Annotated in this window: 14 protein-coding genes; 9 read left to right on the forward strand and 5 right to left on the reverse strand. The window is 68.6% G+C overall.

The genetic code is table 11. The features are described 5' to 3' along the window. Window positions 1-46: 46 nt before the first annotated feature. Window positions 47-1,438 carry an APC family permease gene (locus ACWFRU_RS16235; RefSeq protein ID WP_453687375.1) on the reverse strand — a complete coding sequence of 464 codons (1,392 nt, stop codon included), beginning with the start codon at window positions 1,436-1,438 and terminating at the stop codon, window positions 47-49. Window positions 1,439-1,514: 76 nt separating this feature from the next. Here ACWFRU_RS16235 and ACWFRU_RS16240 point away from each other — a divergent pair, with 76 nt between their 5' ends. Together ACWFRU_RS16240 and ppgK are read left to right on the forward strand one after the other, a co-directional pair. After that, window positions 1,515-2,507 carry a 4-hydroxy-3-methylbut-2-enyl diphosphate reductase gene (locus tag ACWFRU_RS16240; RefSeq protein ID WP_453687377.1) on the forward strand — a complete coding sequence of 331 codons (993 nt, stop codon included), beginning with the start codon at window positions 1,515-1,517 and terminating at the stop codon, window positions 2,505-2,507. Window positions 2,508-2,542: 35 nt separating this feature from the next. Beyond that, window positions 2,543-3,289, forward strand: coding sequence for a polyphosphate--glucose phosphotransferase (ppgK, locus tag ACWFRU_RS16245; RefSeq protein ID WP_453687379.1), 747 nt, complete (start codon window positions 2,543-2,545; stop codon window positions 3,287-3,289). Window positions 3,290-3,335: 46 nt separating this feature from the next. On the opposite strand, the gene ACWFRU_RS16250 is transcribed toward ppgK, so the two are convergent. Next, window positions 3,336-3,980 carry a DUF6542 domain-containing protein gene (locus tag ACWFRU_RS16250; protein ID WP_453687381.1) on the reverse strand — a complete coding sequence of 215 codons (645 nt, stop codon included), beginning with the start codon at window positions 3,978-3,980 and terminating at the stop codon, window positions 3,336-3,338. Window positions 3,981-4,177: 197 nt separating this feature from the next. Between ACWFRU_RS16250 and ychF the strand changes: the two genes are divergently transcribed. From ychF to ACWFRU_RS16265, 3 genes are all read left to right on the forward strand, one after another. After that, window positions 4,178-5,266: a redox-regulated ATPase YchF gene (gene ychF, locus ACWFRU_RS16255; protein WP_453687383.1), complete on the forward strand. Its 1,089-nt coding sequence runs from the start codon at window positions 4,178-4,180 to the stop codon at window positions 5,264-5,266. 279 nt (window positions 5,267-5,545) lie between these two features. Further along, window positions 5,546-5,830 (forward strand): hypothetical protein, encoded by a 285-nt coding sequence (locus tag ACWFRU_RS16260; protein ID WP_453687385.1) that lies wholly within the window; start codon window positions 5,546-5,548, stop codon window positions 5,828-5,830. Continuing rightward, on the forward strand, window positions 5,812-6,225 hold the full coding sequence (locus ACWFRU_RS16265; RefSeq protein WP_453687387.1) for a PIN domain-containing protein: 414 nt from the start codon (window positions 5,812-5,814) through the stop codon (window positions 6,223-6,225). Before ACWFRU_RS16260 ends, ACWFRU_RS16265 begins: the two co-directional genes overlap by 19 nt. A 337-nt stretch (window positions 6,226-6,562) precedes the next feature. Here the strand turns inward: ACWFRU_RS16265 and ACWFRU_RS16270 are convergent, their stop codons facing one another. From ACWFRU_RS16270 to brxD, 3 genes are all read right to left on the reverse strand, one after another. After that, on the reverse strand, window positions 6,563-7,303 hold the full coding sequence (locus ACWFRU_RS16270) for a DUF3800 domain-containing protein (protein WP_453687388.1): 741 nt from the start codon (window positions 7,301-7,303) through the stop codon (window positions 6,563-6,565). Window positions 7,304-7,397: 94 nt separating this feature from the next. Then, window positions 7,398-9,533: a DEAD/DEAH box helicase gene (locus ACWFRU_RS16275; protein ID WP_453687390.1), complete on the reverse strand. Its 2,136-nt coding sequence runs from the start codon at window positions 9,531-9,533 to the stop codon at window positions 7,398-7,400. Continuing rightward, the gene (brxD, locus tag ACWFRU_RS16280; protein WP_453687392.1) at window positions 9,533-10,855 is read right to left on the reverse strand and encodes a BREX system ATP-binding protein BrxD; all 1,323 of its coding nucleotides are present in this window, start codon (window positions 10,853-10,855) and stop codon (window positions 9,533-9,535) included. Before brxD ends, ACWFRU_RS16275 begins: the two co-directional genes overlap by 1 nt. A 245-nt stretch (window positions 10,856-11,100) precedes the next feature. Between brxD and pglW the strand changes: the two genes are divergently transcribed. The 4 genes from pglW to pglZ are packed head-to-tail and all read left to right on the forward strand — an operon-like array spanning window position 11,101 to window position 25,914. Further along, window positions 11,101-15,630, forward strand: a complete 4,530-nt coding sequence (gene pglW, locus ACWFRU_RS16285; RefSeq protein ID WP_453687394.1) for a BREX system serine/threonine kinase PglW — start codon at window positions 11,101-11,103, stop codon at window positions 15,628-15,630. Next, window positions 15,627-19,247: a BREX-2 system adenine-specific DNA-methyltransferase PglX gene (gene pglX, locus ACWFRU_RS16290; RefSeq protein WP_453687395.1), complete on the forward strand. Its 3,621-nt coding sequence runs from the start codon at window positions 15,627-15,629 to the stop codon at window positions 19,245-19,247. Before pglW ends, pglX begins: the two co-directional genes overlap by 4 nt. Window positions 19,248-19,267: 20 nt before the next feature. Then, window positions 19,268-23,110, forward strand: coding sequence for a BREX-2 system ATPase PglY (gene pglY / locus ACWFRU_RS16295; protein ID WP_453687397.1), 3,843 nt, complete (start codon window positions 19,268-19,270; stop codon window positions 23,108-23,110). Next, window positions 23,110-25,914 (forward strand): BREX-2 system phosphatase PglZ, encoded by a 2,805-nt coding sequence (gene pglZ, locus ACWFRU_RS16300; RefSeq protein ID WP_453687399.1) that lies wholly within the window; start codon window positions 23,110-23,112, stop codon window positions 25,912-25,914. Before pglY ends, pglZ begins: the two co-directional genes overlap by 1 nt. Window positions 25,915-26,282 lie beyond the last annotated feature (368 nt).

A 26,282-nucleotide genomic window follows, 5' to 3' on the forward strand; every position in this document is an offset into this window, starting at 1 on the left:
GAGTTTCGGGTGGGTGGGCGTAAAACATCCGCCGTGCAGCGGCGGCCTAGGACTCCCCACGACGAGCCCGCTGGCCAAAGAGCACAACGAGCCCCACGACCAACCAGACGGCGCCCACGATCTGCGCGGACCCCGCAGCCTCCACGATCACCGCGATGGTGATCGCAGCCCCCAGCACGGGAACCAGCAGATGCCGCCACCAACTCACGGGACCCCCCTGCCGGCGGACGGCGAACCACCCCACCACGCTCGCGTGCAGCAACACGAACGCCGTCAACGCCCCGACATTCACCACCGACACCAGGTGATCCATCCCGTCGTCCCGCCGAGCCGCCCACACCGCGGCCACCAGCGTCACGACGGCCGCGCACAGCAGCGCGAGCCGAGGTGTCCCCGAATCGGTCTTGGACAGCGCGCCCGGCAGCCGCCGGTCACGCGCCATGGCGTACAGCAGCCGCCCCGCGGCCGCCTGCCCGGCCAGCGCGGCGAACGCCGCGCCGATCGCCTTGCTGACGGCCACCAGATCGTGCAGCCAGTCCCCGACCCCGGAGTCGACCGCATCGTAGAAAGCGGACCCCTGCTTGGCCGGCTCGGCGGCCAGCTGCGCCGACGACATCGGCTCGAGGAGCGCCACCAGATACGTCTGGGCGACGAAGAGCACACCGGCGAGCGCCAGACACACCAGCACCGCCCGCGCCACCTTCGCCGAGCCCCCCGTCACCTCCTCCGCGAACGAGGCGATCGCGTCGAAGCCCAGATACGAGAGCACCGCCACCGACACCGCCCCTACCACGGCGCCCAGCGCGAACGCCCCCTGCGAGCCGTCCCCGCTCAGCGGCGAGAGCCAGTCCCGCTGGGCCCCGTCCTGCACCAGGACGACGATCGCCGACACCATGAAGACAAGGAGGACCACGATCTCCATCGCGAGGACGAGGAAGCCCACCCGCGCGGCCGCCCGTACGCCCCACAGGTTCAGCGCGGTCGTCACCAGGACCGCGATCGCCGTCCACACCCACCGGGAGACGGAGGGCACGAGCGCCTCCATCGCGATCCCGGAGAAGAGATAGGCGACGGCGGGGATGAGGAGATAGTCGAGCATCGCCATCCACCCGGCGATGAACCCCGGGCCGTTGCCGAGCCCCACGCGCGCGTAGGCGAAGACCGACCCCGCCTGGGGGACGACCTTCACCATCTGGGCGTAGCTGAACGCGGTGAACGCCATCGCGATCGTGGCGATGATGTAGACGAGCGCCACGGCGCCGTGCGACTTGGCGTCCAGCGTCCCGAATACTCCGACCGGCGCCATCGGGGCGATGAACAGCAACCCGTAGACGACGAGATCACGGAAGCCGAGACTGCGGCGGAGGCCGTCGCCCTCGTCGGTGGTGCCGGGGTGGGCACCGGTTGTCGCGTCTGAGTTGCCGGAGTAACCGGACATCGTGCCTCCGTAAGTGAACGCAGGCCCCCAGTCTCCCCAAGAAGCCGATCTTTGACGCGCTGGGCTCGGCCTTACGATGGGGGGTATGACTGCTTCGACTCCTGCCCGCCGAGTCCTGCTCGCCGCCCCCCGCGGCTACTGCGCGGGTGTGGACCGTGCCGTGATCGCCGTCGAGAAGGCCCTTGAGCAGTACGGGTCTCCGATCTATGTCCGCCACGAGATCGTTCACAACAAGTACGTGGTGCAGACCCTCGAGAAGAAGGGGGCCATCTTCGTCGACCAGACGGCGGAGGTCCCCGAGGGCTCCATCGTCATGTTCTCCGCGCACGGCGTGGCGCCGACGGTCCACGCGGAGGCCGCCGAGCGGAAACTGGCGACGATCGACGCGACGTGCCCCCTGGTCACGAAGGTCCACAAGGAAGCCGTCCGGTTCGCCAAGGACGACTTCGACATCCTCCTCATCGGCCACGAGGGCCACGAGGAGGTCATCGGCACGTCCGGTGAGGCGCCCGACCACATCACGCTGGTCGACGGCCCCGACGACGTCGCGAACGTCGAGGTCCGCGACCCGGACAAGGTCGTCTGGCTCTCCCAGACCACGCTTTCGGTCGACGAGACCATGGAGACGGTCGACGCCCTCAAGACCAAGTTCCCGGGCCTGATCTCCCCGCCCAGCGACGACATCTGCTACGCCACGCAGAACCGCCAGGTCGCGGTGAAGAAGCTGGCGGAGGACGCCGAGCTGGTCATCGTGGTCGGCTCCAAGAACTCCTCGAACTCGATCCGCATGGTCGAGGTCGCCCTGGACGCGGGCGCGGCCGCCTCGCACCTCGTCGACAACGCCGACGAGATCGACGAGGCCTGGCTTGAGGGCGTGACCACGGTCGGCCTCACCTCGGGCGCCTCCGTCCCCGACATCCTGGTGGACGGCGTCATCGAGTGGCTCGCCGAGCGGGGGTACGCGGACGTGGAGACGGTGAAGACGGCCGACGAGTCGATCACCTTCTCGCTGCCGAAGGAGCTCCGCCGCGACCTGCGCGCCGAGGCCGCGGAGCTGTCGAAGAAGTAACGCGAAGGCGTGGCCCGGGTCGTACGGTGGGTCTCATGCAGATCTTCGGTGTGGACATCGGCGGATCAGGGATCAAGGGCGCTCCCGTGGACCTGGACCGTGGTGACCTGGCAAAAGAGCGGCACAAAGTACTGACACCGCAACCGGCCACGCCCGACGGCGTGGCCGACAAGGTGCGTGAGGTGGTCGAGCACTTCGGCTGGACGGGCCCCATCGGCGCCACGTTCCCCGGCGTGATCACGGACGGCACGGCGCGCACCGCGGCCAACGTGGACAAGAGCTGGATCGGCACGGACATCGAGAGCCTGATCGCGGACCGGCTCGGCACCACCGCGCCGGTCACCGTCCTGAACGACGCGGACGCGGCGGGCGTGGCCGAGATGCACTTCGGGGCGGGACGCGGCCGTACGGGCACGGTCATCCTGCTCACCCTCGGCACGGGCATCGGCAGCGCCCTCTTCACGGGCGGCCGCCTCGTGGCGAACACGGAGCTCGGCCATCTGGAGCTGCACGGCCACGACGCCGAGAAGAAGGCGTCGTCCAAGGCCAAGGAGGACGAGGACCTCAGCTGGGAGCACTGGGCGCACCGCGTGCAGAAGTATCTGGCGCACGTGGAGATGCTGTTCTCGCCGGAGCTCTTCATCATCGGCGGCGGGGTGAGCCGCAAGTCACACAAGTTCCTGCCGCTGATCAAGGACATCAGGGCGGAGATCGTCCCCGCGGAGCTGCAGAACAACGCGGGGATCGTGGGAGCGGCGATGGCGGCGGCGGAGAAGGACTGACGCGAAGTGGGCTTCGGGGCTGGTCCTACGAGGCTTCGGGCAGGTCCTACGAGGTGGGCATGCGCCTCTTCGCCGAAACCGCCGGCCCCCGTGGCGGGGCGGTGACGGGGAAGGCGGCGCGTGCCCGGCGCCGCTGCCCCATGAGCTTGACGCGGCGCACGATCGCGACGAGAGCGGCGACGAGCGTCCCGGCGTACAGCCAGCCCGCGTGCAGCGCGAGCGATGTGATGAGCCCCATGAAGTGACCGCCGAAGCCGCCGCCGTTGCCGCCCGAGAGGGGCACGAGCCCGACGGCGAAGGCGATCGGCGCGGCCACCGGCGCGGTGACCAGGTCGGCGGGCCGCACCCAGTACGCGGTCAGCGCGCTCACGGGCAGGAAGAGCACGCCGTACGCGACCACGGAGCTGCCGAAGAGCAGCCACAGCAGGCAGGCGAGCAGGAACATCGTCGCGGCGCAGAAGAGCCCGCTGCCGAGCCCCGTGAGACGCGGGTTCGGCATCGCGCGCAGTCTGCGGTAGAGCGGCAGAGCGCGCAGTTTGCGTACGACGGGCGGGACGGGGCGGCGGGGACGGGGCGCGGCGCGATAGACCGACCCCGCCGCGTCGGCGGGCCTGCCCTGCGGGGGCAGCGGTGCGGTGCGTCGCGGCGGCCGGGCCGGAGGCTTAGGGGGACGCGTCCTGTGTTGCTCCACCGGACCAACCTAGGACGAGCCATACCGATAATCCTGCACGGGACACGCCCTTTGGCTGACCTTGGCCAAGCGTTCGATACAAGTCCGGCACGCCGACGAGGGCGGGGTTGGCACGCCGTAGACTGGGGGATCGCCCTACGGTCGCTCCGGCCCTCCGGGCCGTCCACCCACAGCACTCACGTACGGGAAGTCGCAACGTGTCGCTCACGATCGGAATCGTCGGTCTGCCCAATGTCGGCAAGTCGACCCTTTTCAACGCCCTGACCAAGAACGACGTCCTTGCGGCCAACTACCCGTTCGCGACGATCGAGCCGAACGTCGGCGTGGTCGGCGTCCCGGACCCCCGCCTCACGAAATTGGCGGAAATCTTCAGCTCCCAGAAGGTCCTCCCGGCGACGGTCGACTTCGTAGACATCGCGGGCATCGTGCGCGGTGCGAGCGAGGGCGAGGGCCTGGGCAACAAGTTCCTCGCGAACATCCGCGAGTCGGACGCGATCTGCCAGGTCATCCGCGCCTTCAAGGACGAGAACGTCGTGCACGTGGACGGCAAGGTCTCGCCCAAGGACGACATCGAGACGATCAACACCGAGCTGATCCTCGCCGACCTCCAGACCATCGAGAAGGTCCTCCCGCGCCTCCAGAAGGAGTCGCGCATCAAGAAGGACGTCGCCCCGAAGGTGAAGGCGGTCGAGGAGGCCCAGGCGATCCTGGAGAAGGGCGACACGCTCTTCTCCCAGGGCATCGTCCAGGGCTCGGGCAAGGAGGAGCTCCTCCACGACCTCCACCTCCTGACGACGAAGCCCTTCCTCTACGTGTTCAACGTGGACGAGGACGAGCTGACGGACGACGACTTCAAGGCCGAGCAGAGCGCGCTGGTCGCCCCCGCGGAGGCGATCTTCCTCAACGCGAAGCTGGAGTCGGACCTCGCGGAACTGGACGAGGAAGAGGCCCTCGAACTCCTCCAGTCGGTGGGCCAGGAAGAGCCCGGCCTGGCCACCCTCGCCCACGTCGGCTTCCGCACCCTCGGCCTCCAGACGTACCTCACGGCCGGCCCCAAGGAATCCCGCGCCTGGACGATCCCCCAGGGAGCCACGGCCCCCGAGGCCGCGGGCGTGATCCACACGGACTTCCAGAAGGGCTTCATCAAGGCCGAGGTCATCTCCTTCGAGGACCTGGTGGAGGTCGGCTCGGTGGCGGAGGCCCGCGCGAAGGGCAAGGCGCGCATGGAGGGCAAGGAGTATGTGATGCAGGACGGGGATGTGGTGGAGTTCCGGTTCAACGTGTAGCGGCTGACGTATCACCACGTCGCTGATCTGGCAAACATGCAGGTCAGAGAGGGTCCGGCTCTTCGGGGTCGGACCCTTAGTTTTTCCGTGCTGGGATGATGCTGGGATAGCTGACCCCTCGTCACCTGTCGTCATCCCTGGTCATCCGTACCGTGCTGGGATTGTGCTGGGATGGGATGGGGGTGCCCGTGCTGGAATTTGCGCGAGCAGGGCACAGGCCGAGCTGCGAAGCTAGTGCGGGCGTGGCACTTTTCCTACTCATTTGACACAATCGGGGGCATGGCTGAGACGACGTACAGCATCGGGGAAGGCCCGGCGACGCGGGTGAGCCTGTCGCTGCCGGAGGGGACGGCGGAGGCGATCCGGGCGCGAGTGGGGAAGCGGGAGTTCTCCGCGTTCATCGCCGAGGCGGTCGAGCGTGAGTTGCGCGGGCAGGTCCTGGACGAGTACCTGGCGGACTACGAGAGCCGCAAGGGGCCGGTCTCCGAGCCGGCTCGTCAGCGGGCGCGGCAGGTCTTTGACGAGGTGTTCACCGAGGAGGCCGAGTGGCCCGCCGCAGGCTGAGTCACGAGGGGACGCTCGTCCTGGACAGCGAAGGGCTCTCGAAGCTGCTCGCCGATGACGAGCAGGTGGTGGCTCTAATCGCTGAGGCACGCTCGCGCGGCATGGAGGTCGTGATCAGTGCGCTCACCATCATCGAGGCCGTCCATGCCCGTACGAGCAAGTCCCGCCTGAACTGGGTGCTTTCCGGGCTGCGGGTCGTCCCGGTCGGTGAGGAAGAGGCAAGGGCGGCCTCGAAGCTGCTGATGAATGCCGGGTTGCACGGACACAAGTACGCGATTGATGCGGCCGTCGCCGAGGCCGCGCTGCGACAGCACCGCCCCGTGGTCATGCTGACTTCCGATACTGATGACATGACCAAGCTGTGCGGCGAGCGGGTCCGGCTTGTGGCGGTGTGACCTCCCCTTGTTGCGCGGGGCGACAAGTATCCCGTGGGTTCCCGGTTTCGGTAATCGGGGCCCCACTGCTCTGTTCCGGCCCCGATCAACTGCCAAGCCCGCTCGGGTCTCAGTCGGTTCTGAGGCTGTGCGGGGTTGGACGCGCTGCGCGTGGCTTGGGATGCGCAACGTTGCGTGGCGCGTCGTGACCGGTAGAGGTGTGTGGGCCAGGCTGGCCAGGCGTCACTGACGCGCACTGCCGCCGTGCTGTGGTCCGTGCTAGCCTGCGCAGCAGGGACGTCTTCAAGCAATGACGCCCGATTCGCCTCAGGCCCCGCGCAAGCGGGGCCTTTGTGCATCACGAGTCCTGCTGGTCATCCTCTGGCTCGTGGAGTTCACACTCTTCGTGCACCACTCGACCGGCGACGTACGACCACAGCCGCTCACTTGTCTGCCGCGCTCGCGGGCTGGAGTCCTGGCCGGAGGCAAGCCTGCGATACAGGTAGGCGACGAGGTCCGCGGCCTGGAGAAGGCGGCTTGCGCGGGACGGGGCGAAGTGGATGGTGTCGACGATCTCCGGGAGCCGGTCACCCCCTATCCCATCGATGCCGTCGCGCTGGTAGAGGCGGAAGTGCTGCTGGTGTTCCGCCGCCCCGTCGATCTCGTCGGCGATGATCAGCGTCCACTGCCCGTAGGCGCGCGCCTGATCGTTGACGCGGCGCAGCAGAGCCTTCAGGACGCGCTGGTGGGGCGGCACGGGCAGTTCCGCCCGAGACGGGTACCGCTCGAGATCCAGACCCTTGATGATGATCTGCACGTCATGTGCACCGATCGCCTTGAGCGCATCACCGTAGACACCGATCCGAGCGCGCACCATGTCACCTTCCTTGGTGCGCATGGCTGCCCAGTCCTCCCTGGCCTGAAGCAGCGCGTGTCCGTGGAGTTCGGCGGATTCGTCGACCGGGTATGACTCCGACGCCTTGCGGACCACCGCGTCGAGGGCACGCTGCAGCGGACGCACGTGATGCTCGGTGATGACCAGGGCCACCATCCAGTAACGCTGACGGTCGTACGACTCGTCGACATAGGTCAGTAACACCGGGTGATTGTGGCACACAAGTTCCGTAGGGCATGCCCTTGTTGACCCCAGGGCTGGAGGCTCGCGTGGGGACTCCCTTCCAGGTTTCTGCACGTCACTGCCGTGTCTCCCAGCGCACCGCCTCGTCAAGGACGGACCGGGCACCGTCGAAGTCCGCCAGGCGAGCGGCGACAGTGCGTGCGGCGAGGTGCTCGGGCAGGGCTGCCGAGAACTTCAGGCCCTGTACGGCACGGGGGTTGACCTCAGGCAAAACCAGGCGGTCGACGAGGTCGGCGCGGGCGGCCTGCCAACTCTGCGGTGTCGTTGCCGCGCTCAGGCGGATCCGGGCGTCGTCGGGCTGTTGTACGGGGTCGGCGAGGGTGCCGAGGGAGGCGATGAGGGTGGCGTTGGCGCGGAAACCTGCCCAGGTCCACCACTCGAGCTTGTCGCCCTCACGGAGCAGGAGTGTTCCGTGCGCGTCCACGTGCGCGGCGCGGTTCTCGCGGAGTTCGGCGAGGCGCGCCTGTGCCCGCCGGGTGAGGCGGACAGGCGGGTCCGCACCGAGGAGTACGTCGCGCATGGCGCGGGTGAGCGGGAACGAGAGACCGCTGAGCCCGTAGCTGTCCCAGCGTGCGCGGCCACCGCTGTCGGCGGGTTCGACGAAGGCACGTCTGCGGGTGAAGTCGATATGGCCGACCTGCCAGCTACGTCCGCCGAGGAGGAGCAGGCGTGGCCCTTCACGCTGTTCGAGCAGAAGCCGGGGGTCGATGGTGCCGAGGTCCTTGCGGCCGAAGTAGACGGTGAACTGCGGCGGGGCGGTGAAGGCCGCGGTGAGGGCCATGAAGTGGCGGCGGCCGAAGTGCTTTTCGGCCTGGGGACCGATGAAGAGGAGCCCTTCGTCGGTGTCGAGGAAGCCCTCGTCGACCAGGTACTTCATGATCGGCGTCGCGCTCTTGTCGAAGAGGGCGAGACCGTTCCACTCCTCGTGCCAGGTGCGGTCGCCGAGTGTGTGCTGCAGGGCCGCGGCGAGGATCTGCTGGGCGATGAGGTGGCGCGGCTGTGGCGGCGGGACGACAGGCTCGATCCAGTGGCGGCCCCACAGCAGGAGCAGCGCCGCGGCTTTCAGGAGGGCGGCCTCTTCTGTCGCGAGGAAGAGCGCATTGCGTACGGTCCCGGTGCGCCGCCCCGTGCGGCCCAGACGCTGCAGGAAGGCGGCGACGGTGTCCGGGGCGCCGATCTGGATGACCCGGTCCAAGTCACCCACGTCGATGCCGAGTTCAAGGGTCGAGGTGGAGACGATCACGCAGTTGCGGGCCTCGGCGAAGGCTTCTTCGGAGCGGCGCCGCTCGTCGAGGGAGAGGGAGGAGTGGGAGAGATACGTCGTCACGCCGCGGAGGCGGAGTTTTTCACCGAGTTCCTCGACCGATGCGCGGGAGTCGCAGAAGACGAGACGCTTCTCGCCGCCGTGGAGGAGAGAGATGAGTTTGGCGGCGTTGTCGAGGGAGCCCACGTAGTCGAGTTCGATGTCGCCAGGTGGTGGCTCGCTCCCTTCGGGCGCCTCGAGGCGAACCCCGGGTGCGACGACACGGCCCGCACGCTCGTATGGTTGTGCCCCTTGCAGCCAGTGCAACAGGTTCTCGGGGTTGCCGACGGTGGCGGACAGGCCGACGCGCTGGATGCGCCGGCCGGCGAGGCGTTCCAGTCGTTCGAGCACGGCGAGCAGGTGCCAGCCGCGGTCGTCCGAGGCGAAGGCGTGCACCTCGTCGACGACCACGGCCCGCACCCCGCCGAGCATGTGCTTGTGGTCGGTTTTCTCGCTGATGAGCTGTGCTTCGAGGGACTCGGGGGTGGTCAGGAGAATGTCAGGGCTTTCGACTCTCATCCGCTTGCGGGCGGATTCCCTGGTGTCTCCGTGCCATAGCCCGGCCGTACGGCCGAGCCATCCCGCGTAGGTCTCCAGGCGCGGTTCGAGGTTGTTGAGGAGGGCTTTGAGGGGGGCGAGGTAGAGCACCGAGGTGCCCTGCCAGTCGCCGTCTTCCATGGCAGCGAGCAGCGGGAAGGAGGCCGCCTCGGTCTTGCCGCCCGCGGTGGGGGCGAGCAGCACGGCGTCCTCGCCGTCCATCAGCGGGTCGATGGCGGCCTTCTGCAGGGGACGCAGATCGGGCCAGCCGAGGGTGTTGACGATGTGGTGCAGGAGTACGGGATGCAGGCGATCCACCGGATCCGGGCGCTCCGCCCGGTCCGAAGTCATCACAGCTCTAGGCCGATGTCATCGGCGGCTGCCGCGTTGCGTTCCACATCGGTCAACTCGTTGTGGGAAACGGTGAGGTGGTAGTGGATCCGCGGGTCGAACTCGTCGAACTGGTCGATCCGGTCGAGGACGTCCCCGACGAGTTTCTTCAGGAAGATCCGGGGGGTGACGCCGACCTTCCCGCCCAAGTGCCCGCCGACGGCCTTGGCGAGGTCGCCGATGTACGCCCCGTCGGCCACCTCCCGAATCCGTACCGGATCGCCTGCTCCGGCGGCGTACAGGTCCCGGACCTTCAGTCCGAGCTGGACGAGGCGCTCCTCGGTGAAGCCCGGAAGCCGGATCTGCACGGCACGCGGGTTGTCGAAGCGCGAGTCGGTGGAGAAGTCAGTGGCGAGCCGCTGCGCGAGGGGGGCAAGTCGCTGGACGCCTTGCGGTCCGTCGTAGAAGGCCGGGGTGCCGGTGATCACCAGGTAGAGGCCAGGGAACCGTCCCGAGTGCACCTCGTCGATGAGCTGGCGCAGCGCGTTGAGGGCCTTGTCGCGGGCGTCGGAGCGGACCCGCTGCAGTGTCTCAACCTCGTCGAGTACGACGACGAGGCCGGCGTGACCGGTGTCGCGCAGGACGGTGAGCAGTCCCTGAAGAAAACCGAGGGCTCCGAAGTGGTCGAGGTCACCACGCACCCCGGCTGCCTTGCGCGCGGCGGCGGCCACGTGCGGTTGCCCGCCGAGCCAGGCGAGGACGGCGGCGGCCGACGTGTCGTCGCCGGCCTCGAGCGCCTGCCGGTAGCCGCGCAGCGCGGCGGCGAAGGCTGGCGCGTGCCGGGAGACCTCGGCGAGCCGCGCCGACATCAACCGGTCCACGGCATCGGCGAGCGCGTCCTCGGCGGCACCGTCGGCCAGGGCGTCCTCCTCCAGTGCGTAGAACCAGCCGTCGACGACCTGCTGCAGCGCGCTGGGTGGGAAGGCCGAGGTGGTGAGCCGCTCGATGAGCCGCCGGTAGACGGTTTCGAGCTTGTGCAGGGGTGTCTCGTTCTCCGACACCTGGATCTCGCAGACGGCGAACCCGCGGGCCTTGCCCCGCTCGCCGAGCCACCGGGTGAAGAACGTCTTGCCGGAGCCGTACTCGCCGCGCACTGCTTTGAAGACGGAGCCACCGCCCGCGACGACTGCCAGCTCCTCGTCCAGGGCGGGGGCGAATCGGTCGAGACCGGTCGCGAGCAGATCGAGCCCCTGCTCGGGTACGGCTCCCCGCCGCAGTGCGTCCACGACGCCTCGTCGCCGTACGGCGCTGACCTGACCACGTACGTCATTCACAGGCGCCATCCTCGCAAACCTGACCCGCCCGCTGCCTGGGGTCGGCGTGCGCGAGGGCTTCAGTCACGAGGCGGCGGGGCCGAAAGGCCCGTGCACGGGATGGGCGGTACACCGGTGAGCAGAGTGATCGCGCCCGTACAATCGAGCGGGGTGGGCTGCCGGGATTCCGGACTTGGGCAGCTCTGTGTGACCGTTCACCGCCAACCGGGGCCGGCCCTGAAGGCGGGGTCGCGCGGGATCGGAGAGTCAGGCTTATGAAGAAGGGCCGCTGGACGGCCGTCGCTCCTTCCGAGTTCCCGCATGAGCAGGGGGCGCTCGAGAGGATCCTGACGCCTCTGCCGGACGACGGTCCGTGGCGGGCGTGGTCCAACTTCACCTTCGTCAGCCAGACGGGCCATGTCCGCGAGGTCGACCTCCTGGTCGTGACGCCGGGCGGCGTGCACATGATCGAGCTGAAGAGTCTGCACGGCCGGGTGGAGCGACGTGGCGGCCAGTGGGTGCAGATCCCACCGGGCAGCCGGCGCGGATACGGCAAGGGCCTCGGCGATCCCCTGCGCCTGACCAATCAGAAGTCCAAGGAACTGGCTTCCCTGCTGCGCAGGTACGGCGTGAAGGCGTACATCACCGAGGGTGTGTGCTTCACCGAGGACGGCCTCGATCTGGCGCTGCCGCCGCACGAGTTGAACGCCCACATCTACAACGGCGTCCCGGCCCTTCTCACGGAGCTCCGGCTGCCGCCGCGCGAGGACCGGTTCAGGATCTCGTCCCAAGCCGGCGCCGACATCGGCAGGGCGCTGGTCCAGGTCGGTATTCAGCAGGTGGTCAGAGAGGCGAAGGTCGGCCCGTTCATCCTGGACAAGCGGCCCTTCGACACGGGTGCCACCTGGGCGGATTACTTGGGCAGGCACGAGCAGCTGTCCGAGACCGTGCGGGTACGGGTTCATCTGCGGCCCCGTAATTCGAGCAGCGAGGCGCGCAAGGCGCTGGTCGAGGCGGCACGGCGGGAGGCCGACACCCTGAAGCGGATCCACCATCCCGGTGTGGTGCGCATCCGGGACTACTACCCCTCCGACCATGAAGCCGGCCCGGCGCTCACCTTCGATCACCATCCGGAGCGGCTTCACCTGGACGAGTTCCTCGACCGGTGGGGCGCGAAGCTGAGCCTCGAGGACAGGCTGGGGCTCGCCCGCCAGATCGCCGAGGCGATGAAGTACGCGCACGGCAAGCGGCTCTACCACCGCGCCCTCACACCACGCTCCATTCATGTCATCCCTCGCTACAAGGGGGCAGCAGGGCTGGAGTTGAGCGAGGAGGAGCGCTGGCGGCAGCCCCTGGTGCAGGTCTCCGACTGGCAGCTGGCCTCTCGTACGGTCACCTCCAGCGGAGTCTCCGTGGCGCCGTCCACAGTCTCGGACGGCAGCGTCGACGACGCCGCGGACCCCTACCTGGCTCCGGAGCTGACTGCCCCGAAAGCAGATCCAGCTCGCATGGATGTGTACGGCGTCGGCACGCTCGCCTATCTGCTCACCACCGGCAACTCTCCCGCCGCGACGCGCACAGAGTTGCAGGCCCGTGTGGAGAACGGTGAGCGGCTCGCCCCGTCGGCGGTCAAGGACGGTATCCCGCCGTTCCTCGACGACCTGATCGACGCCGCCACCGCCCAGCAGCCGGACCAGCGGCTCGACGCGGTGGGTGACTTCCTCGAAATGCTGGCGGAGGTCGAGCAGGACCTGCGGCCCGCCCCCGTGCAGGAGGAAGAGCAGCCGGAGCAGGAGCCCGTCGACGACCTCGACCCGCTTGAGGTTCCGCCGGGCACGCTCTTGCAGGGGCGTTGGCGGGTGCGCCGCCGCCTCGGTACGGGCTCGACGGCGCGCGCACTTCTCGTGCTGGATGAACAGCAGGGGAAGAGCGACGCGTTCGCGGTGCTGAAGGTGGCGCTCGACGACGACAAGTCGGAGGCGTTGCAGCGTGAGGCGGAGACCCTCGGCCGACTGCGGGACTCGAGCATCATCCGGCTGCTCGTACCCGGCGCGTTCACCGTGGGTGGGCGTACGGTCCTGGCCACCGAGTACGTGGGCAACATCAAGGCCGAGGCCGACGACAAGCGCGACGACCGCACCGCGCGCGACGAGACCATGGCGCGGGTCCTGGGACGCCAGGGCCGCCTCACCATGGACGACCTGGAGCGCTACAGCGACAACCTGTTCAACGCCCTCTACTACCTGGAGGGCGAGAGCGTCTGGCATCGCGACATCAAACCGGACAACATCGCGATCCGGATCCGTCCCAACGGCACCCGGCAGGCACTGCTCCTCGACTTCTCGCTGGCCGCCGCCTCGGCCCGCGAGACCGGCGCGGGCACGTCCGGCTATCTCGACCCGTTCGTCGGCACGGTGATGCGGAACCTGTACGACGACGCCGCGGAGCGGTACGCACTCGCCGTGACGCTGCACCAGATGGCATCGAACGAGCTGCCGCAGTGGGGTGACGGCTCGGTCACCCCGCGGATGACGGACCCGAAGGAGTGGCCGTACCCGACGATCGCGTCGGAGGGCTTCGAGGATGAACTGCGTGACGGGCTCACCGAGTTCTTCCGCAAGGCACTCGCGCGGGATGCGAAGCAGCGCCACAAGGACCTGCGGGACATGCGCACGTCCTGGCAGCGGGTGTTCCAGGACGCGCAGCGGTTGGCTGCCAGCGCCGGACACGAGTCGCTCAGGCGGCAAGGGCAGGGGCCCGCACCTGACGGTGAGGCCGACACCGCCGAGCTGCGGGACCAGCTGGCCGAGGTCGCCACCCGCGACACCCCGCTGGTGCGTGCAGGGCTGACCCCGTCCGCGTACTCGATCCTGCGGGACATGAAGCTGACCACGGTCGGTGAGTTCCTCGACCGGGCCAGCCGTACGTTCATCAACCGGCCGGGGCTCGGCGCCCGGACGCGTACGGAGATCCAGCGTCGGCAGAAGGAGTGGCGTACCCGCCTTGGCTCGCAGCCCGAGCCGGAGCTGGAACCGCAGCCGTCGCCAGGGCCGAGGACGCCGCTCGAGGAGAAACTCGAGCGGCTGGTCAGTGCGGGCACCGACGCTCAGGACATCGACCATCTGCTTGCTCGGATCATTCCGCCGGCCTCCGGCAGGACGAAGCGTCTGCACGAGGTGGCCGTGCACCTGCTGCGTGCGCCCGGCGCCGACGGGAAGCTGCCCGCGCTTCCGGTGTGGCCGCTGCAGAAGGATGCCACGCACGCCGTCGGGTTCGCCGACCAGTCGACGTTCTCCAGGGAGTTGAAGAAGCTCCGCAAGCTCTGGGCCGAGGACGAAAGCCTGCTTGAGGTGCGAGCTGCGGTTCTGGAGCAGCTCCGCGTGCTCGGCCGGGTCGCCTCCGTTGACGCGCTCGCCAGCTGGCTGCTCGGCACTCGCGGCTACTCCCTGGGTGACCCGGAGATGCGTCGGGCCGCCGCCTTCGCCGTATTGCGTGCGCTGATCGAACGCGAGCAGCATCTGCCCGTCGGTGAACAGGCTTTCCGGCACTTTGCCCCGTACAAGGCGACCGATCCGGTACGCCGCGCGGGCTTCCTCGCGGTGGAGGTCGACCCGGACAACGAAGCAGACGGCCCTGACAGCCCGGCCGCGCCCGCACTGCTGAGCTATGTGAGGCGGCTCGGTGATGCCTCCGACCGGCTCGCGGGACGGGACTCGCTGCCGGGTTCGAGCACGGTCCTCGCCGAGTTGAGCGCGGTGCGGCTGCCCGAGGGCGACTTCTCCTGGGACGACCGGCGCGTCGCCACCCTCGCCGTCCAGGCGAGCCAGAACGCCGCGCTGACTCCGAGGCTCGAGATCTACCCGCGCGACCTGGGACTCGTCCGCGCCCTGCGGCTCACCCAGGCGGGCCTGGTCCGCATCCTGCCGGGACTGCCCGAGAAGCAGCAGCCAGGGCTGCCGCTGCGCGAGGTACTCGAACGGGTCAACGACCGCTTCCCCGGTCTGCCGGCGCTCGCCGGGATGAAGGACAAGCCCGAGGAACTGCTCAAGGCGCTGCGCGAGGCGGGGTTCGACCTCAAGTACGCGGCCGACAAGAAGGCGTTCCTGCCCCGGAAGTTCGAGGCGGTCCTGTCGTACACGTCGGTCTTCAGCGGCAGCGGTTCCGGGACCAGCAGCACGCTGGACTGGGAGACAGCCGCGGCGCGGGCCGATGCGCAACTGGCAGGCGCCGCGCGGCGCGATGGGTTTCGGGTGCTGACCGTGCGGGCGCGGAGCGCGCCGGTGGTGGGACGGGAGCTGCGCCGTCAGTACGGGGCGCGGGCGGTGTCGGTGACCGAGCTGTTCCTGAAGGGACTGCGGGGCGAACTCACGCCCGGGCGTGCGATGCCGAAGTGGGAGGTCGTCGTCAAGGCGGACGTGCTCCCCGCCGGGCAGCGGCCCACGGGGTTCTCGAACCTGGTGGGGACGGTGTGGCAGGTCGTGCAGGGGCTGCTGGAGGGGGAGTTGACGGCTTCGGTTTCGGCCTCTGATGACGGCCGTGTCGTCCCCGTCCTCCTCACCGACGCCGCTGTCTTCGCCCGCTACGACGGTATGCACGTCCTCGACTGGCTGACCGCACTGGCCAGGCGCGGCGGTCGTCCCTTGTGGGTCCTTGTCGCCCAGGACGACGAGACCGCCGTGCCGAATCTTGCCGGACGCCCCGTCCCGTACCTCGAGGCCCAGCAGGAGTGGATCGCCATCCCCAAGTCCTGGACCCGCCTGCACGAGCCGCACGACCCGACCGCCCTCGAAGGAGTCACCAAGTGATCGACCGCAAGGCGCTGCTGTCCGACCTGCAGGCACAGGTCAAGGCGGCGGAGACGGATCTTGAGGGTCAGGTGAAGCGGGAGGAGGCGGTACTCGGCCGACTCCGGGCCGAGTACGACGCGTCGAAGAAGGTCGGTCGTACGGCGGCGACCTGGCAGTCCTGGCTCGATGAGCGGATCACGCAGGTGGCGGTGGCGTGGGTCCTCGGGACGGTCTTCGTGCGCTTCGTCGAGGACAACGGCCTGGTGCCGGAGCCGTACATCACGGCGCCGGACATCGCGGGGCGCGAGGTCGCGCAGGCGCGGTACGACGAGTACGTGGACAAGGCGGACGACCCCACGTACCGAGGCTGGTTCGAGCGGGCCTTCGAGGAGCTGGCGGAGGGGCCAGCGGGGGCGCTGCTTTTCTCGGAGCATAATCCGCTGAAGCAGATTCCGCTCTCGCACGAAGGGGCGGGGGCGCTGCGGGACTTCTGGCAGCGGACGGTCGAGGACGAGGAGGGGCGGGCGGTACTGGTCCACGACTTCAGGGATCCGCTGTTGGAGAACGGTGACGGGACGAAGGGGTGGGATACCCGGTTCCTCGGCGACCTGTACCAGGACCTGAGCGAGGCCGCTCGCAAGAACTATGCGCTGTTGCAGACCCCGGAGTTCGTGGAGGAGTTCATCCTCGACCGGACGATGAACCCGGTGGTACGGGAGCGAGGCGTCGAGGGCCTGAAGATGATCGACCCCACGTGCGGGTCGGGTCACTTCGTCCTCGGCGCCTTCAAGCGGCTGGTGCGGGATTGGGCCGCGCGGCGGCCGGAGCTGGACGCGCATGCGCGGGTGCGCGGGGCGCTGGAGTCGGTGCACGGGGTGGACGTCAACCCGTTCGCGGTGGCGATCGCGCGGTTCCGGCTGCTGATCGCGGCGATGGCGGCGGCGGGGGTGCGGACGCTGGGGGAGGCGGCGGGGTACGACTGGCCTATGCAGTTGGCGGTGGGGGACAGCCTGTTGCCGACGGAGCACGAAGAGACGGGCCTGTTCGCGGTTGGCGACGTCGCGTCCGCCTTCCAGAAGTGGTCGTACACGACCGAGGACATCTGGGACCACCCTGAGTACCTGTACCGGGGAAGGTACGACGTGGTGGTCGGCAATCCGCCGTACATCACGGTCAAAGACTCCGCGATGGCGAAGCTGTACAAGGACCTCTACAAGTCATGCGCCATGCAGTATGCCCTGTCCGTGCCGTTCGCTGAGCGCTTCTTCGAACTCGCGAAGAAGGGAGACCTGAAGACGGGGCTGGGGTACGGGCAGGTCGGGCAGATCACGGCCAATTCCTTCATGAAGCGGGAGTTCGGGACGAAGCTGATCGAGGGCTTCTTCCGGGACCGGGTTGAGCTCACAGAGGTGATCGACACCTCGGGGGCGTATATCCCTGGCCATGGGACGCCGACGGTCATTCTCGTCGGGCGGCCTCGCGCTTGGAATGAAGGCCGAGGGAGCTCGATTCGCACGGTGCGTTCCGTTCAGGGTGAGCAGTGTACTCCTGAGATTGCAGAAGACGGGTTCGTGTGGCGGGCGATCGTTGATCAGATCGACGTCCCAGGCTCGAAGAGCCAGTGGGTATCCGTGGGCGATCTCGATCGTGCGCGGTACTTTGCCACGCAGCCTTGGATCCTCAGTGACGGCGGCCTCGAACTCGTGCAGCTCCTTAGCGACTCGAAGACCCCCCAACTTGTGTCGCTGCGCAAGGTGATCGGTCGTTATACGCACACTGGTAATGACGCCGCATACTTTGCTTCCCCGAACACTTGGCAGCGCTACGGAGTGAACCCACCACACATCACTCCCCTCGTGGAGGGTACGAGTGTTCGCGAGTGGGATATCACACCCGGGGCCGAGTCGGTGTTCCCTTATGGCGAGGACTTGGCGCCCCAACTCACGCAGGATGTGCTCCCGCGTCTGTGGCCGTACCGGAAAATGCTGCGTGAACGGCGCGAACCTGCAGGCACGCACGACGAAATTGGATTGACATGGTACGAGTGGAGTCGCTGGCACCCCGAGCGCTACCGGGTCCCGCTTGGTATCGCGTTCGCCTTCGTAGCAACGCATAACCACTTCGTGCTGGATCGGGGCGGGAAGGTGTTCAACCGTTCCGCGCCAGTGATCAAGCTGCGGGAGGGGGCCACGGAGGAGGAGCACCTTGGGCTTCTCGGCCTGCTCAACAGCTCGACGGCGGGGTTCTGGCTCCGTATGGTCTGCCACGATAAGGGAAACCGAGGCGGCGAACGTGGCACCGGACGGTATGCCTGGGAAAGCTATTTCGAGTACTCAGGTACTGCGATGCAGGACTTCCCCCTGACGCCCACGTATCCAACCGCCCTAGCCGCTGCCCTCGACTCCGCCGCCCAACGGCTTACCGCAGCCTCCCCTACCGCGGCAGCAGCCAATGCGACACCCACCGCTGCCTCTCTCCGCGACGCCCGCGCCACCTACGAATCCACCCGCGCCCAAATGATCGCCCTCCAAGAGGAGTTGGACTGGCAGGTCTACTCCCTCTACGGTCTCACCGACACCGACCTCCGCCCCGCCGACCAAGTAGACGTCCCGCCCCTAGCCCTCGGCGAGCGCGCCTTCGAGATCGTGCTGGCCCGTGCCATCGAGCGCGGTGAGGCGTCCTCGGAGTGGTTCACGCGGCACAACTCCACGCCCATCACCGAAATCCCCGACCACTGGCCGGCCGCGTACAAGGACATCGTCAATCAGCGCATCGCCACGATGGAGTCGAACTCCGCCATCGGCATGGTCGAGCGCCCCGAGTACAAGCGGCGGTGGCAGACAGATGGCTGGGACGCCATGCAGAAGCGGGCGCTCCGTGCGTGGCTGCTCGACCGGATCGAGGCCAAGCGTGAGCTGTGGTTCGACGGCAGCGATCAGCCCACGCTCATCACCCTGCCCCGCCTGACCGACCGACTCCAGGAGGACGACGACTTCGCCGCCGTCCTCAATCTCTACGCACCCCGCGCCGACTTCGCGAAGACCGTCGCCGAGTTGGTCGGCGACCAGCACGTCCCGGCCGCCGCCGCCCTGCGCTACAAGCCCTCGGGGCTCAAGAAGCGCGCCGACTGGGAGCGAACCTGGGACATGCAGCGTAAGGAGGACGCCGCCTCCTCCGAAGAGGAGAAGCGGAAGATCCGGGCCGCGACCGCCGTGCCGCCCAAGTACACCTCCGCCGACTTCCTGCGCACCAGCTTCTGGGGTCAGCGGGGCAAGCTCGACGTCCCCAAGGAGCGCTTCATCTCCTACGGTGCGCAGAACGTGCAGACCCCCGCGCTCCTCGGCTGGGCGGGCTGGGACCACCTCCAGCAGGCCAAGGCGATCGTGGGCTACCTCAACGAGAATGAGCTGACGCAGGGCGAACTCGCCCCGTACCTCGCCGCCCTGCTCGAACTCCAGCCCTGGCTGGACCAGTGGCACGGCGAACACCTCCCCGACTTCGGCCAGTCGGCGGCGCAGGCGTACCACGACTTCCGTCTCGCCCTCCAGGGCGAGCTGGGGCTGACCGACGACGACATTCGGGCCTGGCGGCCCGTGGCAGCGGCGCGCGGTGGCCGCGCCAAGAAGACGAAGTAAGCAGGGACAGGGACACAGACATGGCAGCGAACCCCGCCAACGGCAACCTCGGCACCCCCCTTCTCCGCGAGCTGATCGACATCAAGCCGGAGGTGTCCAGCTCCGACTACGTCCTCCAGCTCGCCGACGCCACCACCCCCGAGGGCGCAGACAAGGCACTGGCCGACTACGTCGTCACCGACGACCTCGTGCAGCACTTCAACGAGGCCCTCGGCATCATCAAGGCGGCGATGGACAGCCACTCCTCGAAGGCCGCCTATCTGCACGCCTCGTTCGGTGCCGGTAAGTCGCACTTCATGGCCGTACTGCACGCCCTGCTCAACCACGCCCCGGCAGCCCGCAGCAAGACCGACTTCGACCCGGTGTTCGCGAAGAACGGGTGGCTGCAGGACGGCGACCGGCGGTTCCTGATGGTGCCGGTGCACATGCTCGACGCCAAGTCGATGGAGCAGCGGATCCTCGGCGGATACGTCAAGCGGATCAAGGAGTTGGAGCCCGACGCGCCGACCCCGCGGGTCTACCGCACCGATGCCATGTTCCGCGACCTGCAATCGATGCGGGAGCGGCTCGGCGACGAGGATGTGATCAAGTTCCTGGCTGGTGCCGCACCCGCCGAAACCACGGGCGAGTGGGGTGAGTTCGGGGCCGCCTTCGCCTGGACCACTGAGCTGCTCGACGCGGCGATGGCCGCCGAGGAGCTGGAGGTCGGGCAGGAATTCAACCCCGCCGACCCGTCCACCCCCGGCGAGCTGCGGGCCCGGCTCGCCCAGGACACGGCCAAGGTGCTGCCCGGCTACGAGGAGCGCGCCGTAGAGCAGGACGGCGGTTTCATCAGCCTCGACCGTGGGCTTTCGGTGATCGCCCAGCACGCGAAGAGTCTGAACTACGACGGGATCGTGCTCTTCCTCGACGAGCTGATCCTGTGGTTCGCCTCCCGTATCTCGTCGTCCGAGTTCGTGTCCCGAGAGACCGCGAAGATCACGAATCTGGTGGAGGGCGGTGACGAACGCCGGGCCGTCCCCGTCGTGTCGTTCATCGCCCGCCAGCGCGATCTGCGCGACCTGGTCGGATCAGCCGAGGACGGGGGCCGTTATCAGCGTGCCATCGTCGACAATCTGGAGCTCGCCTCGGGCCGGTTCGACCGAATCAGTCTGGAAGACCGCAACCTTCCGCAAATCGCCCACACGCGCCTCCTCAAGCCGCTGACGACCGAGGCGGACGCGGTGATCGCGGAGGCGTTCAAGAAGGCGAAGTCCACCAACGCCAAGTTCTGGGACGAACTCCTGGGCGGCGACGGGAACAACGTAGGCGCCACGGAGACCGCGTTCCGCTTCACGTACCCCTTCTCGCCCGCCTTCATGGACACCCTCGTCCACCTGTCCTCGGCCCTGCAGCGCTCGCGCACCGGCCTCAAACTGATGGGTGAACTCCTCGCCGCGCGGCGCAATCTGCTGCGCGTCGGCGAGCTGGTGCCGCTCGGCGACGTCTGGGCGCTGATCTCCGGCGGCGGCGACAAACCGTTCACCGACGAGCTGCGTGCCGTGTTCGATGAGGCAGACCGGCTGTACCGCAACAAGATGCGCCCCTACCTCCTGGACCACCACAGAGTCTCCGTGGAGCAGGTCGCGGCGTACCAGCAGGACCCAGCCGCCGTCGAGGACGATGATCTCGGTCGCCGGATCAAGCAGTTCACCGATGACAACCGGCTGATGTCGACCCTTGTCCTGTCCGCTCTCGCGCCCGCAGCGCCCGCGTTCCAGAACATGACGGTCAAGCGGCTCCTGGCCCTCAACGCCGGTACCATCAAGGCGCTCCTTCCCGGCGGTGAGATCCCCGCCCTGATCAACAAGTTGAAGGAGTGGGCGGGACGAATCCCCGAGATCAAGCTCGCGGGCGACGGCGTGGCGATGACCGTACGCCTGGAACTGAGTGGTGTGGACATCGACTCCGTCGTCCGCAACGGCCGCGAAGCCTTCGACAAACCCCGCTACCGCCACGACACCGCTGTCGAGCTGCTGCGCTCTGAGTTCGGGCTGACCGCGGCGAAGGGGCAGGCCGGCTTCGACGCATACGACACCCTCGACTTCACCTGGCGGGGCAGCAAGCGTCGTACCGAGGTCGTCTTCGCCAATATCGCCGACCGGGACGAGACTCCCGACTCCACGCTCACCCCCGCTGACACGGAGACTTGGCGCCTCGTCGTCGATCTCCCGTGGGACGAGGGCGCGTACGGGCCGCGCGAAGACGTGAACCGGATGACCGGCTTCTGGGAGCGGCACCCCGAGGTCCAGCACTCCCTCGCCTGGGTGCCCACCCATATGACGACGACGATGTACGCGGATTTCAACCGGTACGTGATCATCAAGCGGATCCTGAACAGCGGCAGCGACTTCGACACCCGGTTCGCCGCCCACCTCGGCCCCGACGACCGGGTGCGGGCACGAGGGCTGCTCAGCACGCAGGCCGACACCCTGCGCGACCGGGTCGTCGCCGCGTTCAGGCAGGCGTATGGCCTGGCGAAGAAGCAGGAGGGGGATGTCCTCGACGACTTCTCGGACCACATCGCCACCAAGCCGGGCGCGGCGACGCCCGCGCTCGCACTGGGTGCCGCCCCGCGCGATGCGATCCGCGACATCGCGGGCAAGATGCTTGCCTGGCAGTACCCGGCCCACCCCCACCTCGGCGCACAGGCTGTCACGCCCGCCCAGGCGCGTACCGTCCTCGGGTACGTCAGCGTGGCCGCCGGGGCCCGCGAGGGCAAGGCGGAGGTCGTGCCGCGCGGAGACCGGGAACTGATGGAGACCGTTGCGCAGCCGCTCAAGCTCGGCACGATGGGCGAGAGCTACTTCACGCTCGGCGGGTACTGGCGCGAGCACTTCAACCGGCTCGCGAAGAACGACCCGGAAGCGGACATCGGCTACGGCTCGCTGACCGCGTGGATGGACGAACCGCAGCGGATGGGGCTCTCGACCCACATCCAGCAGCTCGTCGCGGCCGGGTACGGCGAGATGGAGGACCGGGTGTGGGTCATCGGCGGGGCCCCCGTCGCCGACCTCAAACTGGGCGAGATCAAGGACGGCTGGGCGCTGCGCCGCCAGCCCCTGCCATCCGAGCCGGACTGGGAGACGGCTCGCGCGCGCTACGAGAAGATCTTCGGCGAGAAGGCCCCCGTGCAGCTGCGCGGGCGGATCGTCAACTCCATTGCCGATCTGGTGCGTACGCACGTCGACAAGCTCATGCCCGCCAATCGCGAGCTGGTGACCGAGTTGGAGCGGCGAGCGGACTTCCTCGGCCTCGACGACACCGCCGTCACGGGCCGTCTGCATACCGCACGCCGCGGGTTGGCCCTGCTCGAGGCACTGGTCGCCGAGAAGGGACGCGGGGCCAAGCGGGTCGTCGAGGCCCTTGCCGCGTTCGGCCTCGGCGAACTGACGCCAGAACGGCTCGGCTCATCCGTCACGACGGCGGACGCAGTGGCGTCCGCCCTGAAGAACGCCTCCTGGGACGTGCTGGAACTCGGCACCGGCATGGACGCCCTCTCCACCCTCCAGGAGGACGCGCGCGAGGACCAGTTCAGCAGGAAGCTGCAGGACTCCCTGCCGCGTGCCCAGCGGGCGATCACCCAGGCCCTGGCCGTCCAGCGGCAACAGCAGCAGAAGTCCGAACCACCGGCCGCCACTCCGGCCTCGCCCACCCCGGACCAGGTGCCGCTGACCACCGACACCTCGCACCCCAAGGTCGAGACCACTGCCCGTACGGGCTTCGTTCAGGGCAGCGCCGCCGAGGTCGAGCAGGCCCTCCACCAGGTGGCGGCCGCGCATCCCGGCAAGGCCATCGAGATCACGTGGAAGGTGGTCGACTGATGCCTCAGGTCGGCCGGGGCATCGCACGCCTCACGCCCACCGCCGTCGCGAACTACCTTGCGGGTCAGCGCGCTCTGCTCAAAGCGACACAGCAGCCGGACGGCGACAGGCGCCACGTGGTGCTTCTGCGCTCGGCACCCGTGTGGGAGGAGCAGGCGGTCCTGCCCTGGAACGGAGGCCGGCGCGCACGCGTGGCCGCCGCGCCGTCTGTGCTCGCCGTCTACAAGGACGTGCTCAGCCACCTCGATGCGCCCGACCCTGGTTCAGCAGAGGACCCGTCCCTGCTCGTCCTGCTCACCGACCGGGAGGACGCCGAACTCGACCCCGGCATCCTGGTCCGCGCGTACCGGCATGCCATCCAGCACGTCGACAACTGGGACCTCATCCGCGAGACCTTCACAGCCTCCGGTATCGATCCACGGCTCAGCGACGAGACCTGGGGCGTGGCCGAAGCCCTCCTCGAAGCCGCCCCCGTGGGCGGCTGGCCCGGCCTCAACCGGCAGGTCCTGTCCCGTACACACGCCCTCACCGCCCTGGCGCGGCGGCGGCTGTTGCTCGACGCGGACACCCAGCTCGACATCGACACTCTGCTGCTGTGGAGCCGCACCTCCTCCGAGGGGCCGCGCGCCTACCGCGCGCTGCGCGACGGGGAGCGGGCAGGGCTGCGACGCTTCCTCGCCGAGGTGGACCAGGCCGGTCCGACCGCCGACGCCCTTCTGTCGATCACCGAGCACGACGAACCGTCCGTCGCCGTGCCGTTCGGGCTTGTCGCCGCCGCGCTGTGGCAGCACGCCCCGGCCGGCCCCGAGGTCTTCCGGGCGCGCGGCCGAGCAGAGAACATCCTCGGCCGCGAGTTCCCCGACGAGGCCATGCGGCGCTACGGAGAATCTGCTGAGAACCTCGTCGCGCGCAACGCACAGCTCCTCGCCGAGATCACCCCGGACGCCGAACGGCTCGCCGGACATCTGGGCGCGACCGAGGCCGTACGTCACAGCCCCTACCTGCCCGCCGGACTGGGAGCGCGCCTTTCCGCCGTGGGCTCGGCGATCGCCGACCGCGACCCCGATGCTTGCTGCACGGCGCTGCGCGCGGTGCAGGCGCACCACCTCGCCGAGACGGCGCGCGCCCGGATCGGCCGCGCCCGGATGGCCGTGCGCCTGGTGCGGTGGCTGGCCACCGAACCCGTCTGGACACCGGACACCGTCGCAGGTGCCCTGGCCCACTACAACGCTGAACTCTCCTGGGCCGACCGTGCGTTGGAGCATCTCGAGGCGGGCGGCGACACCGAGCCCGCTCTGTCCGGTGCCTACAATGCGCTCGCCGCTGACGTGCGCAAGGCGCGGCGCCGCATGGACCGGGCTTTTGCCGAGCAGGTCGCCGAGTGGACCGCGGCGGGTACCGCTCCTGGCTCGATGCTGACGGTCGAGACCTTCCTCGAGCGAGTCGCGAAGCCCGTGGTGAAGTCACAGCGGCGGCTGATGCTGCTCGTCGTGGACGGCATGAGCGCCGCGCTCGCGGCACAGCTCGGCGAGGAACTCGCGGCCAACTGGACCGAGTACGACCCCACCGGCGACAAAGCGGTGCCACCCACCCGCCAAGCGATGGCCGCTGCTCTGCCCACCGTCACCGCTGTCAGCCGTACCACTCTCCTCACCGGCAAGCTGCAACGCGGCGACCAGAAGACCGAGAAGCGTGAATTCCCCTCCCTGCGGCTGTGGTCGGGGCAGAAGGCGGCCGTGTTCCACAAGGACGACCTCCGCCCTGTCGGCACCGGTGGACGCTTCGGGCCCGGCCTGGAGGCGACGCTGGCCGACGACGCTTCACACCTCGCGGTCGTCCTCAACACCGTCGACGAAGGACTGAGGAACGATGAACGTCTCGACGAGTGGAACTGGACGATCGACGACATCGACGCCTTGGCCCCGCTCCTGGACGAGGCCCGCCGGCGAGGCATGGCCGTGTTGCTCATCAGTGACCACGGGCACGTACGGGAGCACCGGGGTGTGAAGGTCCCCACGCCCGATGCCGGCAACGCCCGCTACCGGGGCGTCCCGGACGGCGGCGCCGAACCACTGGTCAGCGACGCGGAGATGGTGCTCGCCGGCCCGCGCGTGGTCGAAGGCCCCATCGTGGCCCTGTGGTCGGCCGACACCCGCTATACGAACCGTGCCGCCGGATACCACGGGGGAGTGCACCCGGCCGAGTTCACGATTCCTGTGCTCGCATACCTGCCGGACGGTGCGACGGAGCACATCCCGCCAGGGTGGCGGCAACTCACGGACACGTACGAGCCGCACTGGTGGAAACTGGACACGACGCGCCTGCACGCGACCTCGGCACCTCCCTCCGCGGAGACCGGGACGACACAGCCGGCGAAGTCCAGGCGTACCCCGAAGAAGTCCGCTTCACAGGACACGGGTCTGTTCGAGATCGCGGTGTCCCCCCAACTCTCCGAGACCGAGGGAACATTGCTTACCGTGCAAGCTCAGTCGCCGGTGGAGCAACTTCTGGACGGCCTCTTCGACTCCCCGGCCTTCAGCGACCAACTCGCTCTCCTCCCACGCAAACAGGACCCTGAAAAACTCCGCCAGGCCCTTGCAGCGCTCTGTGAGAACAACACCCTCCCCCTGACGGCCGTCGCCGCCGCCGCGGGCATGCCCCCGGCCCGGGCCCGCGGTTACGCCGCCGTCCTCACCCAGCTCCTGAACATGGACGGAGTCCAGGTCCTTGAACTCCTCCCCGACAACAAGACGCTGAAGCTCAACCCAGCATGGCTGAGGGCCCAGTTCGGTCTCGGGGAGTAGGTCGTTGTGGGTCTCACTTGCACGGAACCGGCTGGACAAGGCTCCTTGGCAACCGAGTTGAGTGACCGCCCGGATACTGGCTTCGTGCCCTGACGACGCGTGCTGCTCAGCCCCGGGGTGCACTGATACTCCGGTGTGAAGCTCACCTCCGGGCCGGCGTGAACTCGCGTGCGAGGCGTCCACATCTACTCGCCGCTGTGAGCCGTGGATGAATCCGACGAGCCTCGGCCGAATGCCGACCCTGTTGTGTAGCGTTGGCGGTCCTGAGCGCAGTTGTACTTTGTCGAGATTTCCGTGCTGGGATGCGCTCGCATAACCGCAGGTCAGGCTGGTTGTGGTGGAGTTCCGCTTCAACGTGTAGCCGTTGC

Source organism: Streptomyces sp. NPDC055099, assembly GCF_053607685.1.